General features: G+C 65.1%; 12 protein-coding genes. 8 read left to right on the forward strand and 4 right to left on the reverse strand.

The genetic code is table 11. The features are described from left to right. Positions 1 to 4: 4 nt before the first annotated feature. A complete protein-coding gene (locus B6S01_RS18430) occupies positions 5 to 649 on the forward strand; it encodes a hypothetical protein (RefSeq protein ID WP_037469319.1) in 645 nt (214 codons plus the stop codon). A 115-nt stretch (positions 650 to 764) separates the two neighbouring features. Further along, on the forward strand, positions 765 to 1,073 hold the full coding sequence (locus B6S01_RS18435; protein WP_037469321.1) for a YdeI/OmpD-associated family protein: 309 nt from the start codon (positions 765 to 767) through the stop codon (positions 1,071 to 1,073). Here B6S01_RS18435 and B6S01_RS18440 read toward each other — a convergent pair. The 4 genes from B6S01_RS18440 to B6S01_RS18455 are packed head-to-tail and all read right to left on the reverse strand — an operon-like array spanning position 1,070 to position 7,114. Then, positions 1,070 to 1,918 carry a metallophosphoesterase gene (locus B6S01_RS18440; RefSeq protein WP_037469323.1) on the reverse strand — a complete coding sequence of 283 codons (849 nt, stop codon included), beginning with the start codon at positions 1,916 to 1,918 and terminating at the stop codon, positions 1,070 to 1,072. The genes B6S01_RS18435 and B6S01_RS18440 overlap by 4 nt on opposite strands. A gap of 20 nt (positions 1,919 to 1,938) precedes the next feature. Further along, positions 1,939 to 3,738, reverse strand: a complete 1,800-nt coding sequence (locus B6S01_RS18445; protein ID WP_037469325.1) for a cytochrome c3 family protein — start codon at positions 3,736 to 3,738, stop codon at positions 1,939 to 1,941. Positions 3,739 to 3,746: 8 nt separating this feature from the next. Beyond that, positions 3,747 to 4,637, reverse strand: a complete 891-nt coding sequence (locus tag B6S01_RS18450; RefSeq protein WP_037469326.1) for a hypothetical protein — start codon at positions 4,635 to 4,637, stop codon at positions 3,747 to 3,749. Next, positions 4,637 to 7,114, reverse strand: coding sequence for a cyclic nucleotide-binding domain-containing protein (locus tag B6S01_RS18455; RefSeq protein ID WP_231568103.1), 2,478 nt, complete (start codon positions 7,112 to 7,114; stop codon positions 4,637 to 4,639). Before B6S01_RS18455 ends, B6S01_RS18450 begins: the two co-directional genes overlap by 1 nt. A 168-nt stretch (positions 7,115 to 7,282) precedes the next feature. Between B6S01_RS18455 and B6S01_RS18460 the strand changes: the two genes are divergently transcribed. The 6 genes from B6S01_RS18460 to B6S01_RS18490 all read left to right on the forward strand — a co-directional run bounded on the left by B6S01_RS18460 (position 7,283) and on the right by B6S01_RS18490 (position 14,244). After that, a complete protein-coding gene (locus tag B6S01_RS18460; protein WP_051908609.1) occupies positions 7,283 to 8,254 on the forward strand; it encodes a tetratricopeptide repeat protein in 972 nt (323 codons plus the stop codon). A 280-nt stretch (positions 8,255 to 8,534) separates the two neighbouring features. Continuing rightward, positions 8,535 to 9,308 (forward strand): hypothetical protein, encoded by a 774-nt coding sequence (locus B6S01_RS18465; RefSeq protein ID WP_037469520.1) that lies wholly within the window; start codon positions 8,535 to 8,537, stop codon positions 9,306 to 9,308. Continuing rightward, positions 9,292 to 10,035 carry a metallophosphoesterase family protein gene (locus B6S01_RS18470; RefSeq protein WP_037469328.1) on the forward strand — a complete coding sequence of 248 codons (744 nt, stop codon included), beginning with the start codon at positions 9,292 to 9,294 and terminating at the stop codon, positions 10,033 to 10,035. Before B6S01_RS18465 ends, B6S01_RS18470 begins: the two co-directional genes overlap by 17 nt. A gap of 163 nt (positions 10,036 to 10,198) precedes the next feature. Then, on the forward strand, positions 10,199 to 11,878 hold the full coding sequence (locus B6S01_RS18475) for a ShlB/FhaC/HecB family hemolysin secretion/activation protein (RefSeq protein ID WP_174525920.1): 1,680 nt from the start codon (positions 10,199 to 10,201) through the stop codon (positions 11,876 to 11,878). A gap of 37 nt (positions 11,879 to 11,915) precedes the next feature. Continuing rightward, positions 11,916 to 12,476, forward strand: a complete 561-nt coding sequence (locus B6S01_RS18480; RefSeq protein WP_037469331.1) for a 2OG-Fe(II) oxygenase — start codon at positions 11,916 to 11,918, stop codon at positions 12,474 to 12,476. Between the two features lie 781 nt (positions 12,477 to 13,257). Then, the gene (locus B6S01_RS18490; RefSeq protein ID WP_231568099.1) at positions 13,258 to 14,244 is read left to right on the forward strand and encodes a hypothetical protein; all 987 of its coding nucleotides are present in this window, start codon (positions 13,258 to 13,260) and stop codon (positions 14,242 to 14,244) included. Positions 14,245 to 14,304: the final 60 nt, after the last annotated feature.

Genomic DNA, 14,304 nt, shown 5'->3' on the forward strand with positions numbered 1-14,304 from the left:
AAGTATGAGCGCAACGAAACTGGTTCTTGCTGCTCAGGCCTTGGGCATCAGCAACAACTACGAACTGAACTCGGCATGGACAAAGTTGTCGCACAGCTTCGCTAGTATCGCCGGGCCTGTTCACGGGATCGGTTTTCAAGCCAATGGACGGCTAGACATCTTGCTCAGGCAGTTGGAGGCCGAAGCTTTGGAGATTTTTGCGCTTCCGGCTGACAAGCAGCCAATGCTGTTCATCGACCAGTTGAGCTTATTTTCGGAAGCCTGGGTTATCAAAACCTACGAAATGGTCCGTGCCGCCTGCCAGCAGCTACGTCGCAAAGGCGAAACTGACGAAGCATTGGGCGCCTTGAAGCATCGCCTTGGCCTTGTCCGCATGCCGATGGCGAAGGCTGAAATCCAGATGGCTGACAGGATGAAGACGCCTCTGATGCTTGGGCTGGGCGATGGCAGCGAAACAAAACCATATATGGCGGACGGATCCTATATCATGCCTCGGACTATTTGCGGCCAGACCGGATCGTTCTGCTGGGTCGCAGTCGATATCCCCAGCCAGCGAAATGTCGCGATATCCCGCCGCGACCTTGCCGATGAACTGTTGGCCTGGGTGCCGGTCAAGACCAAAGTGCCATATGATTCGGCGAGCGCCTGAGCGCGGCCCTCTGGGCTAGTGGTTGCTACGCCATTCCCTCCGCCAGCCTTTGGGCCGGCCCTCCATCTGGGGATGGGTGGGACGGTGGTGTTTTGCGATAAGCTACGAGTATTTTATGTCGGACGCATTCTCTCATGGCACGGTGCATCAGGCGGGGGAGGATTTGCAGGCGGCTTTGCGGGCGGAGCCGCAGGTTTTGGCGCTTTGGGAGGGCCTGACGCCGCTTGGCCGGAATGAGTTTATCTGTTGGATCGAGGATGCCAAGCAGGCGAAGACGCGGGCGCGGCGGATCGAGCGGACGCTGGAGGAATTGCTGGAAGGCAAGAAGCGGCCCTGCTGTTGGGCGGGATGCATTCACCGCACCGACAAGACTCCGGGCAAGTGGCAGCAGGCTGTGTTGATCGACAAGCAGAAGAAGAGTTAGCCCGGCCGTTCCGCCATCAACATCCGCACCAGCGGTTGCATGCCTGCATCGAACTTCGCCAGCGTCGCGGGCTCGCCCGCCGTCTCGAAATGGGTGACGAGGCCAGCGTCCGTCCAGCGGTGGAGGGCGTAGGCGGGGGCGTCGGCGACTATCATGGGGCGGTTGTCGGGGGCGTCCGGGTCCATCGGGCGCAGGTCGAGGGCGAGTTGCGGCGCGGTGGAGGAGCAGATGGCGACGGTCGTGCCTTTCCACGGCGCGGTGATGGTGCGGTGGAGGTGGCCGCAGACGAGGGCGGTGATGTTTGGGCGGTTTGCTATGGCGGCGCTGAAACGCTGAACCCACGGCTCGTCGGGATGGGTGTTCATCCAGTCGATGCCGACCTCCACGGGGGGATGGTGCATGACGATGAGGGTGGGGATGGTCGCATCCTCATCGAGCCGGGCGGTCAGCCATGCCGCGCGCGCTTCGCAGAATGCGCCGCCGTGGCGGCCCGGCTCCAGCGTGTCGAGGACGATGATGCGGCGGCCCGGCAGTGGGACGACATAATGAACGAAGCCGCCGTCCTGCGGCACATGGGGGAAGTGCGCGGCGAAATTGGCGCGGTCGTCATGATTGCCCATGGCTGGCCAGACGGGGAAGGGGCATTGCGCAAAGGCTTCCGCCAGGGCGCGATAGCTGTCGCCGTCGCCATGGTCGGTAATGTCGCCGGTCGCGAGCAGCAGGTCAGGGCGGTTGGGACCGTCGATCAGGGCGCGCAGGACCTGGTCGAGCCGCTGGCGGTTCAGTTCCGCAGGGTTGCCGGGGTCGAAACCCAGATGAATGTCAGTGACCTGTGCGATCAGCATCCCGTTGCGTCCCTCCTTCATTACCCGTCGCGGCCGGTGCGTCGTTGCCGGTCCGCCTGGTCTTTTCTGACGGCCCGATCCGTGGGCGTCCATGGCGCGCCGTCGCCGATATGATAGCTGTGGCACATGGCGCAGCCGGAGGGCACGTCGGCCTTTGACTGTTCGCCGCCATGGCAGGTGCGGCAACTGTCGATGCCGGGCAGCAGCAGCTGGCGCGCATCGTGCGACTTTGGCGCGGCGTGGCAGCTTTCGCACGTTTCGGTGGCGTGCGCCTTATGATCGAACCAGCCGTTCATCATGTAGCGCATCGATTGTTTCACCGGCGTCACCTGCCAGCGCGCGCCGTCATTGGTGACGGTGTGGCAATCGTAACAGGCCCCGCCCTTTGAAAAGACCGCGCGGATGGCGTCGTCGGCGCGGGAGGGGCGGGCGGCGGCTGCTCCGAAATAGGCGTGATAGATGCGGCCCTGCGCATAGTCGCCGGGACGGCGGCGGGCCATGCCGCCAAGCGCGATCGGCTGGGCTGGGCCGGTCGAACGGTAATAGGCGCGCAGGTCCGCGATCACCTGTTCGGGCTGGCCGTGGCGCAGGGTGCGGACGGTGCCGCCGATCGTTTCAAAGGCCAGGCTGTGACAGGATTGGCAGTCGCGCTCCATGTCGACGGGCAGGAAGCGCACGCCGTCAGCGGTGGGGCGGTGGCAATCCTTGCAGGCGAGCGCGTCGCCATAGCCGTTCTGCGCCTTCAACGTCCGCGCCATGCGGGCGACGCCGCCGGTTTTTGACAGATGGATGTCGTGCGGGAATTTGAGGCCGCTGTCGTCCATTGGCCTGGCGTCGAGCGAGGCGCGGGTGAAGCTGGGTTGCTTGCCGGGATTATACTGGACCAGCGCCGTAAATTGCGGATGGGCCGTGCCGAAGTCGCTGGCGTTCGCGAGCTTCGTGTCCCTCAGCCGATCCTTTAGGCTGCCGTGGCAATCGGTGCAGAAGGCCTGAGGCGTGGGCTGCATCGGCCCCGCGCCTTCATGTTCGCTGTGGCAATCGACGCACGCGCCCTGCGGCGGCTTGCCGAAGGTTGTGGCGACGAGGTTCAGGAACTTGCCGCCCATGCCGGGTTCCGCGCGCGCCATGGCGATGCGGGCGGCTGGCGCGTGGTCGTGGACCGATGTGTGGCAGGTCTGGCAGGCGGTGTCGCGGACGGAGACGAACGCCTTTTCGTGGCAAGTCTCGCACTTGTCCTTCAGCGCGTGGTGGGCCTGGCTCAGCGGGCCGGATGACCATGCCCCATCCCCCTTCACGCTGTGGATGTTGCGCGTGTCGGTGGCGGGACGGCTGGCGTAGCTGTAGATCGGGATGGCGAGGAAGCCGATCAATATGGCAAGCGCGAGGCCCCAGGCGGTCAGGCGCTTGCCGGGAAGGTAGCCGCGCAGGGAAAAGACCTTTGCCTCCTCCTTTTCCTCGGACGCGTCCGATACGGCATCGACCCGGCGGATGGTGAGGACGGCGGCGCCATCGTCATCGCGTGATACGGTGAGGCGATGGCCGCCCAAGCGCAGTTCCGCGCCCTTGGCGATGTCGATTTCCGCATCGCGCGTCGTGCGGCCTTCCAGATCGAAGCCGAGCGTGCCGGTGGCGCGCACGCGGATGGTGCGATCATCGACCTGCTCGATGCGGGCGTGGTCCGGCTCCAGCGCGAGGTCGGGCAGGTGAATGTCGTTTTCGGACGCGCGGCCCAGCGAGAGTTGCGGCTTGGCGAGCGTGGCGCTGCGGACGATTTCGCGGCCATCGGCGGTCAGGCTGATCTGGCGGATTTGGAAGCTCATGGTCGCGCTCACCAGTAGAAAAAGACGCTGACGATATGCGCGGTCAGCGCGGCCAGCAGGGCGAAGGTGGCGGGCACATGGACGTAGAGCCAGATTTCCAGCAGCGCCTTCAGCTTCAGATGCCTGCGAAGCCGGGCGAGCATGGCCTGCTTGCGTTCGAGCAGGGCGTCGATCTTTTCCAAAGGCTCCTTACCGGTGTCGGGATGGTCGGCGGTCCAGTAGCGCAGGCTGGCCTGCGCGTGAGCGGTCGCGCCGCGGGGGTAGCGGCCCGACAGGCGGGCGAGCAGGCCGCCGCCGAACGGATCATCCTCCAGCGACTGGCGCACCAGCGCAGCCTGTTCTTGGAGCAGCGGCTGGGCGGCGTCGTGCAACTGGCGGTCGATGGCGCGGATGGCTTCGAGCATCTGCACCTGCGTCATTTCCGCGCGGTTGTTGCTGAGCGCGGTGGGGAGCGTCGCATAGACGATGATGCCGAAAACCCCTGAAAGGATCACCAGCATCATCAGCGCATAGGCCAGCGTGTGGACGTTCCATCCAAGCTGGAATCCGGTGTGCAGCGTGCCGATGACGATCAGGCTGAGGCCGAGATAGACATGGGCGCTCGTCCATGCCTTCAAGGACCAGCGGCCCCGCGTCATGGCCCGCTTGCGCAGGCCTAGCAGGGTGAGCCAGAGGATCAGCCCGACGCCGACCGTGCCCATGATGTAGCCATACCAGCTGCCGCCATTGTGGCGCGGGGTGACGTCGATCAGCAGATAGCTGGCGATGGAGACGAGGCAGATGATCGTCGCGATCTTGAGCCAGCGGAAGTTCGCGTGGCGCAGGAAGCCGTCATGCAGCACCTCGCCCTTGGCGCGGCGGGGCTGGGAAGCAGCGCGGCCGGATGCTCGGGTCGCCATCAATTAGCCTCCCGGTCGAGGCGGGCGACGGTCAGGAAATCTTCGGGCGACACGCGGATCGCCGCGCCGGTCGGGCAGGCGCGCACGCATGCCGGGCCGCCGTCAATGCCGGAACACATGTCGCACTTGATCGCCTTTTTCGGCTTTTCGACGCCGGGCTTGGCGTTTTTGTAGCTCCATTTCTTCGATGGCTCGCCGGGGCCGGGACCAGCGCCGAAGAACATCCAGTTCAACAGGCTCGGCTTCTTGGGCGGCACGCTGTCCATGCGGATCACGCCATAGGGGCAGTTGCGCTGGCAATTGCCGCAACCGATGCAGGTTTCGTCGATGAACACTTCGCCGTCCGGGCCGCGATGGATGGCGTTGGGCGGGCAGTCGGCCATGCAATGGGGATGTTCGCAATGGCGACAGCTGGTCGGCACATGGAGATGGGCGTAGGTGCGCCCGGCTTCCCGGTCGAGGCGGGACAGTCCTTCATGGCTGTCCGCGCACGCCTTTTCGCAATTGTCGCAGCCCACGCACAGATGCTCGTCGATCAGCAGAACGTCGGTCGCTTCGCCGATACCGTTGTCGATCAGGAACTTGGCCGTCTCCGAATACATGTCGACGACGGTCGAGAAGCTGTCCTTGCGGCTTTCGATGAAGGCGTTGACGTCCTGCCGCGCGGCCATGTCGCGGCGCGCCCGCTCCAGCAACGCGGGCTTGGCGGCCATCAGCCGGGCGAAGGCGTCGCCGTTCAGCCTGATGACTTCGGACTTGACCGTCGCCTTGACCGTGGCGGTGCGCGGGCCGCCCGCGATCAGCGCCATTTCGCCGACATAGGAACCGGCGGGAAGGTAGGAGAGAAAGACGTTCTTGCCGCCGATCTTCTTTTCCACGATCATGGAGCCGACGCGGATCACATAGATGTCGGTGCCAATATCGCCTTCGTTCAGGATCGCCTCGCCCGCCTTCACCGTCCTGATTTCGGCGCTGTCGAGCACTTCGGCGAGGTCGGCGGGCGTCAGCCCTGAACCGAACATCTGGAGCAGTTGCCGCTCGGTCGAGATGCGGGTGATGGCGCGCTTGGCGGGCGGGTTGGAGGACATGAGCTTCAGCGCCGCCGTGCGCGACACTTCCACCATGATCGAGTCCGTGCCCGCGCGCACGGTGGAGCCACGGCGGCGCCCCGAGATGAGGCCGACTTCGCCGAAGATGGACCCGGCGTCGATGGCGACGTTGGTTTCCGGCGCGACCTCCACCAGCGCCTGCCCCTGCGCGATGCCGAACAGGGATGAGCCGGAGTCATGCTTTTCGAAGATGACGTCCCCGGCGCGATAGGCGCGCACTTCGCTGTCGAGCATGAATTCGCGCATCTGGAGCGGGGACAGGCCCTCCAGGATGGAGACGTTGGTGCGCAGGAACTCCAGCCATTCCGCAACGCCGCGCTGTTCGGGCAGGGCGGCGAATTTGGCGGCCAGGATGGGTTCGTCGGCTGGCTTCAGGTCGCGATTGCCGTTGATATATTCGACAACGTCATAGCCCTGGTTCATGCAGTGCTTGATCAGCGGATAGCCCGCCAGCGCGCCGATGACGAAGATGCCGGGCGCGGTGCTTTCGAACACCGGCGACAGTTTCGGGAAGGCGAGGCGGTCGTTGCTGGTAAATTCGATGCCGCAGCCTTCGACGAAGCCGCGCGGCGGGGCGGACCCCATGCGGGCGATGATGCGGTCGCACTTCATCTTCACTTCGCCATCGCGGCTGTCGAGCGTGATGAAGCCCGGCTCGATCTTTGCCGTGGTGCTTTCGGTCATGATGTTGAGGCGGCCTGCTTCGGCGGCTGCCATCAGCGCCTTGACGTTGGCGGGTTTCGCGCTGGCGAACTCGGTCGAGCGGTTGAGGATGGTGACGACATTGCCCTGCGCCTCGTCGGCGGCGAGGCCCATGGCGTTTTCGATGCCCGCGTCTCCGGTGCCCACGACGAAGATATGTTCGTCATTATATTCGGCGGGGTCGTCCAGCTGATACTGGACATGGGGCAAGTCCCCTCCGGGCACGCGCATCAGGTTGGGATTGCCCTGCGTGCCGATCGCCATGATGACGGCGTCGGCGATGATCTCCCGCCCATCGGTCAGGGTGAGCCGGTAGGGGGGAGCGAGGCGCTGGATTTCCTTTGTGTCGGTGGTCCCGTCACGCTTGCGCTCGACGATCTTCTGGACGCTGCCGGGGATGGGGTCGCCGGTGCCGGTGATGGCTTTGACTTCGGCATTGTAGGCGACGTTGATGCCCTGTGCGGCGGCCTGCTCGTTCCAGCGATTGAGGATCGTTTCGCGCTTGCCAGCGTCGAAATCGAAGTCGGAACGCAGCACGAGCTGGCTGGGCGTCGCCATCACATGCTTGCCCTTTTGATATTTGAAGATCGTGTCGGACAGATGGTCCGTCTTTTCGATCAGCAGATGGGGAATCCCCAGCTGCGCCGCGCGTGCGGCCGCGCTCATCCCCGCCGGCCCCGACCCGACGATCGCGATACGCACGCGGTCAGTCACTTGAATTTCCCCCCTCTTGCGAGATCACCCGCAGCCCCGGCCATGCCCCTGCCGTGTAATGGCCTGCGGATCAAGCCTTTGGGCACTCTATCAATTTCAGGAGGCGGCGCTAGAGAGCAGATGGTGACTGTTTTGGGGGATGATGTGGCGGCGAAGCTGAGCGTGGGACGGGTTGCGCTGGTCGGTGCGGCGGCGCTGGCGCTGGTGTCGGTGGGCTATAATGTCTGGCGCGACCGGCCGGAAAAGAAGGAAGCGTCCGCCCCCTTCGCCCCCGCCGCGCAGCAGCCGTCCGATCCCGAAGCTGTCATCCGTGGCTTGCAGGACCGGGTGGGCGCCAATCCCGACGACGCCGAAGGATGGCAGATGCTGGGTTGGGCCTATTTCGAGAATGGGCGCCATGCCGATGCGGTGCGGGCCTATCGCCGCGCGGTGAAGCTGGCCCCGGACAATGCGACATTCTGGTCATCGCTGGGCGAAGCGGTGGTGATGGCGAGCGAGCGTGACCCGATGCCCAGGGAAGCGGCCGAGGCGTTCGACAGGGCGGTCAAGATCGACCCCAAGGAACCGCGCGCCCGCTATTTCCAGGCGGTGCGCAAGGATCTGGCGCAGGACCATGAAGGCGCGATCCGCGATTGGCTGGCGCTGCTGGCCGACACGCCGCCGGGCGCGCCGTGGGAAGCGGACCTGCGGCGCACGATCGAGCAGGTGGGGAAGATCAACGGCATCGATGTGAAGGACCGGCTGGCCGCGGTAAAGCCCGCCGCGCCGCATCCTTCGATGGGGTCGCCGCTAGGGGGATCGGTCGCGACGGCGGCCATTCCGGGGCCGAGCCGGGAACAGATGCAGGCGGCGGCGCAGCTTCCCAAGGGGCAGCAGGACGCGATGATCGAGGGAATGGTGTCGGGGCTGGAAGCGAAGCTGAAGGCCAATCCGGCCAATGTCGATGGCTGGATCATGCTGATGCGCAGCCGCATGACGCTGGGTGAAACGGCCAAGGCGCAAGCGGCGCTGGAAGCTGCGCGCAAGGCCAATCCGGGGCAGAGCGCAAGGTTGCGGGATGAGGCGCGGGTGTTGGGGGTGCCGGGGGCCTGATCGTGGCGCGCGTGGGTGCGCGTCCTTCGACAAGCTCAGGACGAACGGATGTTGTATAAGACATGGGCAGCTATGAAGGCCATCGGCAAACCCGAACCCGGCGGAAAGGCGCCTACAACTACCCCCGTTCGTCCTGAGCCTGTCGAAGGACGCACATGGACCCCTTCCCGCTTCATCGGTCCTTACGACAAGCTCAGGACAACGGGGGTGACGGGGCGCCTGAGAATGGAGGCGGAGCGGCTGCACGGAACACCGGCAACCTTCGCCCGTTGCATCCATGATGACCGCAGACCCCGCAATCTTCGACCCGCCGCCGGACTCCGTGGCCTTCTATACCGAAAGCCTTCAGCATCTGGTTGAATCGGGCATTCCGTTCATGCTTTCGGGCACCTATGCGCTGGGTTGCCATACCGGGATCGTGCGGCCGACCAAGGATTTGGACGTTTTCTGCAAGGCGGGCGATGCGCCGCGCATCCTGTCCTACTTCATGCATCTGGGGCATGATGTCGAGTTTGAGGATGAGCGGTGGATCGGCAAGGTCTGGCGGGGAAACAACTTCTTCGATGTGATCTACAATATCTCATCGGCCAGCGTGCCGGTGACGGAGGAATGGTTTCGCGACGCGGTCTATGCCGAAGTCTATGGCATCGATGTCAGGATCACGCCGCCCACAGAGTTCATCCTGTCCAAGATCTTCATCCAGGATCGCTATCGCTATGACGGCGCGGATGTCGTCCACATGATCCTGAAACAACATAAGCGGATCAACTGGCAATGGCTGCTCGATTCGATGGAATTGCACTGGGAACTGTTGCTGATCCACCTGCTCAATTTCCGTTTCATCTATCCGACCGAGCGGCATTGCGTGCCCTTGTGGCTGTTTGAGGAGCTGCTGGGGCGGTTGCAGACGCGCGCCGAGCTGCCGGTGCCCAATATCCGGGTGTGCCGGGGAAGGCTGCTGTCCCCGCGCGACTATCTGATCGACATTACCGAATGGGGCTTTGCCGATGTCGTCGGCAAGGGCCTTGAGGAGAGCCATGACCGCAACAAATGAACCCGCACGGCATGAAGGGCTGACGCTCGCCGCCATTGGCGACCTGCACGTTACCGATACGTCCGAGCATCGCTACCGCGCGATGTTCGAGGAGATTTCGGAAAAGGCCGACATATTGGCGCTATGCGGCGACCTGACCAATTTCGGCAAGACGCGCGAGGCGGAGATATTGGCCGAAGACTTGCGCGCCTGCACCATTCCCACGGTCGCGGTGCTGGGCAACCATGATTATGAATGCGGCCAGCCCGAGGAGGTCGCGCGCATCCTGCATGGCGCGGGCGTCACGGTGCTGGACGACCAGGCGGTCGAAATCAAAGGCGTCGGCTTTGCCGGGGTGAAGGGCTTTGTCGGCGGGTTCGGCCGTGGCGAACTGGGCGCGTTCGGCGAGAAGGGGATCAAGAGCTTCGTCGAGGAAGCGATCAACGAGGCGCGCAAGCTGGAAAATGCGCTGCGGTCGCTGCGGACGGATCGATGCGTTGCGGTGCTGCATTATGCGCCTGTGGTCGACACGGTCGCAGGGGAGCCGCCAGAGATATACCCCTTCCTGGGTTCATCCCGGCTGGCCGAGGCGATCGACCGGTTCGACAATGTGCGCTTTGCCGTTCATGGCCATGCCCATCGCGGCGCTTTTGAAGGGCGGACGCCGCGCGGCGTGCCGGTCTATAACTGCGCGCAATTCGTCGTGTCGGAAAAATTCGACCGGCCCTATGCGCTGATCGCTCTTTAGGCAGGTTCCGCCGATCTGGTGACGATTGTCGCTTGGCGGGGCCGGGGAATCGGGCGGAAGCCTCCGTTCCGGTCCTTGTTCGGGGGTAAATGGCAAGGGGATTGCTCTACGCCCTATAGCTTCGAAACGCCGTATCCTGCGGCGCGGGGCGGCATTGGGGCAGATGATTTTCGACAAGGCTTTGGCGGGGCTGAAGGCGGCCATGGCGGCGGCGGGGCTGCTGCTGACCATCGCGCCTGCGCCCGTGTCGGCGCAAATGGCGGGACCGGGGGAGGCGGCCTCCGCGCCGGTGATCGACCGCGAGCGTCCCGACCGCGTAACGCCCAGCATCGCGCCCGCTTCCCCGGCGACGGCACCATCACCGCCCCCGACCGTCGAGCCAGTCGGCGAGCCTGCCGCCGCCATCGCGCTGACGCGGGTGCATTATATGGGCGCGTCGCTTCCTGCCGCGCTGCTCGACCGGGCGGTTGCGCCGTTGATCGGCCGCCCGCTGACGCGCGAAACATTGCAGGCCGTCGCCAAGGCGGTGGGTGACGCCTATGCCCGCAGCGACATCGCCTTTTATGCGGTGTCCATCCCCGCGCAGGTCCCGGCGGGTGGGCAGCTGATCGTCCGGGTCGTGGAAGGACGCGTGACGAATTATCAGCTGGCGGGCCTGTCCCCCAGCATGCCCGTGCGCCTGATCGACGCGCAGATGCGGCGGGTGATGCGCGACACGCCGCTGCGCAAGTCGGTGCTGCAACGGGCGCTGGCGCTGTTGCGCGACATTCCGGGGCAGAGCGTCGACGCGCGCGTGCGGCAAAGCGGCGGGGAAGGCGAGCTGGTGCTGGACCTGATCGTCAAGCGCAAGCAGGTGCAGATCGGCCTGCTGATCGACAATAGCGGCGTCAGCAATGTGATTGACGGCGTCCAGGCGCAATTGTCTGTGACGGCCAACGGGGTGCTGCGGGAAGGGGACAGCACGAAAGTCGCGGGCTACCTGCCCTTCTATCCCGACCGCTATCAATTTTATTCGCTGGCCCACAGCACGCCGATTGGCGGCAACGGCACGACGCTGTCGGCCAACATCGCCCATATGGACAGCCGCCTGCGCAATCAGCCGATCGAGGGCGAGGCGACGCTGGCCGGAGTGACGGTCACCCATGCCGTCATCCGTAACAATCGCACCAACCTGTCCGTGAACGCGTCACTCGATGGCATCGATAGCAGCAATTATTTCCTCGATGTGCGCTTTGGCGACTATCGATCGCGCGCGGTGCGGCTGGGCGCGTCATGGTCGCAGTCCGATCAGCGGCAGGGCCATGCGCTGTCGGCGGTGGTGAGCCGAGGTGTCGATATATTGGGCGCGCGCGCCTTTACCGGCTTTTCGGAAAAGGCCTTTACCAAGGTCAACATGCAAGCCGTTGCGATACGCGCGCTGTCGAAGCGCGTGTCGCTGAAAGTGACGGCGAAGGGGCAATATTCGGCAGACAAGCTGCCCGTGACCGAGCGTTTCTCGCTTGGCGGGCGCGGGGCTGGCATGGCGTTCCGGGTCGGCGCGCGCACGGCGGAGCAGGCGCTGGCGGGAAGCGCGGAGCTTAGCTGGACCCCGATACGTGCGCCGCCTCTTCAGAACAGCGCCCTGTTCGCCTATGTCGATGGCGCGGTCGCGCATGGCGTTGCGCGGCCATTTTACCGGCTGCCCGCGGAGGATCTGTCGCTCGCATCGGCAGGTGGCGGCATACGTGTGGGGATTGGCGCCAAATGGCGCCTGAGCGCGGAGGTCGCCGTGCCCGTCAAGCGCATCGACAGTCGCGATTCCCGCAAGGCGCGCTTCTTTTTCGGGATTGGGCGCGCCTTCTGACCCCAATTTTGCGTGCACGCAAAGGAAAGCCAAAGCGATGAACAATGTGTGGGAGGTCTGGCCATCGGCGCTGACCGCCGTGGAATGCGACGCGATCATCAAGCGCGCGGAATTTTACGCTGACCAATCGGCGACGGTCGGATTCGAAGCGAGCAGCCGCAGCGACGAAGCCTATCGCTCGTCCCTTATCCGCTGGTTCGACCCCTTGCGCGAAAGGGACATTGTCGAGCGCGTGATGCAATTCGTCCATGCGTCGAACCGGACCAATTTCGGCATCGACATCGTCGCGCCCTATGAGGTGCAGTTCACCGAATATCACGGGACGCAGCAGGGCAAATATGACTGGCATCAGGATGTATGGCTGGAATCATCGCGCCCGTTCGACCGCAAGCTGTCGGTCGTCGTGCAGCTTTCCGATCCGGAGGATTATGAGGGCGGCGCGTTCGAATTTTTCTGCGTGGCGCAGCCGGGCGCGACCTTCGCTCCGCGTGGCAGCCTGCTGATCTTCCCGTCCTTTCTGCAACATCGCGTGCTGCCGGTGACCAGGGGGTTGCGCAGAAGTCTGGTGACATGGGTGGAAGGCCCGCGCTGGCGGTAGTCAGGGGGTGGCCCATGGGCCTGCCGTTGACAGGATAAGATGTAACCGTTCTGGATTGTTATCCCAACCGGCCTTGCGCGAGCGGGTTTCCGGAAATGCCGGGTGGGTAGAGCGAGATTTCCGGGGAAAAGTCAGTCAATTTCGTGATATTGCCCCATGCTGCTGGCTTTTGCGTATCCTGACCAGCGTTTCCCGGATGCGGATTTGACCCGGGAACGCCTATATCCACCGATATAACCGGATCGGCTATTTTAGAACGCGCCGTAAGGATTTTGCGTGCTTAGCCTTGTGCCATTGCGAGCTGTTCGCAGTGAAACAGGGAGGTTCCTCAATGTCCTTAGTCGGACGGATGCGGTCTGGTCGTCATGTGCTGATGTGCGCCACGGCGATTCCGCTTTTTCTCTTGGGCGCTTGTGCTGATGGCGTGGGCTTCGATATCGGCGCGGGCGGCGGGCAGACGCCTTCCGGTCCGTCCGGTCCCGGCGGCCCGTCCGGTCCCGGCGGTCCATCCGGCCCCGGCGGTCCTACCGGTCCGAACGGGCCAGATGGTCCGGGTGGCCCCGGCGGCCCCAGTGGTCCGGGCGGCCCAACTGGTCCCACAGGTCCCGGCGATCCCACAGGTCCCGGCGGTCCCACAGGTCCAGGAGGCCCTACCGGCCCAGGAGGCCCTACCGGCCCAGGAGGCCCAACCGGACCTGGCGGCCCAACCGGACCCGGTGGCCCCACTGGACCTACAGGCCCCGGCGGCCCGACTGGTCCCACGACCGGCTCACTGATTGGCGTGTCCGTTGGCGATCAGGTGATTTCCGGGCCGACTGGCCCCGGCTCGCTGGTGGGCGTCAACGTCCTGCCGGGATCGACGCCTGCAACGGGCAACCTCGCGACCGTCGATCTGTTGACCGGTGACGGCACGGTTGCGCAGGTTGCGCTGCCGACCACGGCGGAAGGCGTGCAGCAGGGTCTGGCGCCGGTCGCCGCGATTGCCGGAACGCTGCTTGGCGATCAGGTGGGCGGCACGGTGGAGCAACTGACCGGCGGCCTTGCGCCCACGGTCGCCACCGTCACATCGGGTCTGGAGCAAGTCACCGGGCCTCTGCTCGACACGGTGAACGGCGCTCTGGCTCCGGTCACCGCGCCGCTGCTGGGCAATAATGGTGCGCTGGCGCCGGTGACGGGCGTTGTCGAAACGGTTGCCGGCGGCCTGACCGGCGCGTTGGGCGGGGACGGCGGATCGCCCGGATCGCTGCTGGGAGGCCCGCTGATCGGCGCCAATATCGGCGGCGAAGCGGTAACCGGCCCTTCGACCAGCGACACGCTGGTCGGCGTCAACCTGCTGCCGTCCAGCACGGCCCCGGCGGAGGGGCAGTTGCTGACCGCCGATGTGCTGACACAGGGCACGATCGCCGATGTCGCCATACCGACGACAGCGGCGGGGGTAGAGGCGGGCCTGGCCCCCGTCGGCAATCTGGTCGGCGGCGTGCTGGGCAGCGAGGCAGGCGCGGCGGTTGATCAGGTTGTGACCGGGGTCGCGCCCGTCGCGGCGACCGTCACCTCCACCGTCGATAGCGTCGTGTCGCCGGTGCTGGACGCCGTGAACAGCGCGGCTCCCGCACTGCCGACAGGGGGTGGCCAGGGCGGCGGCGGGGCGGGTGGCTCCCTGCTTGCGCCCGTCACCGGGCTGCTGGGCGGAGCATTGGCGCCCGCGACGGGCGGGGCCAGCCCCACCGCGCCCGTCACTGGCCTTTTGGGAGGCCTGCTGGGTCGCTGAGCCGCCCCGAAGGGGAGAGGAGGCGGCCGGGCGCGCCGCCTCCTCGAACCCACCGACCTG

Source organism: Sphingobium herbicidovorans (genome assembly GCF_002080435.1).
GTDB lineage: Bacteria > Pseudomonadota > Alphaproteobacteria > Sphingomonadales > Sphingomonadaceae > Sphingobium > Sphingobium herbicidovorans.

Coding starts and splice junctions, on each gene's coding strand:
- B6S01_RS18430 (WP_037469319.1), top strand. CDS start 5: ATGAGCGCAACGAAACTGGTTCTTGCTGCTCAGGCCTTGGGCATCAGC.
- B6S01_RS18435 (WP_037469321.1), top strand. CDS start 765: ATGTCGGACGCATTCTCTCATGGCACGGTGCATCAGGCGGGGGAGGAT.
- B6S01_RS18440 (WP_037469323.1), bottom strand. CDS start 1,918: ATGCTGATCGCACAGGTCACTGACATTCATCTGGGTTTCGACCCCGGC.
- B6S01_RS18445 (WP_037469325.1), bottom strand. CDS start 3,738: ATGAGCTTCCAAATCCGCCAGATCAGCCTGACCGCCGATGGCCGCGAA.
- B6S01_RS18450 (WP_037469326.1), bottom strand. CDS start 4,637: ATGGCGACCCGAGCATCCGGCCGCGCTGCTTCCCAGCCCCGCCGCGCC.
- B6S01_RS18455 (WP_231568103.1), bottom strand. CDS start 7,114: ATGAGCGCGGCCGCACGCGCGGCGCAGCTGGGGATTCCCCATCTGCTG.
- B6S01_RS18460 (WP_051908609.1), top strand. CDS start 7,283: ATGGTGACTGTTTTGGGGGATGATGTGGCGGCGAAGCTGAGCGTGGGA.
- B6S01_RS18465 (WP_037469520.1), top strand. CDS start 8,535: ATGACCGCAGACCCCGCAATCTTCGACCCGCCGCCGGACTCCGTGGCC.
- B6S01_RS18470 (WP_037469328.1), top strand. CDS start 9,292: ATGACCGCAACAAATGAACCCGCACGGCATGAAGGGCTGACGCTCGCC.
- B6S01_RS18475 (WP_174525920.1), top strand. CDS start 10,199: ATGATTTTCGACAAGGCTTTGGCGGGGCTGAAGGCGGCCATGGCGGCG.
- B6S01_RS18480 (WP_037469331.1), top strand. CDS start 11,916: ATGAACAATGTGTGGGAGGTCTGGCCATCGGCGCTGACCGCCGTGGAA.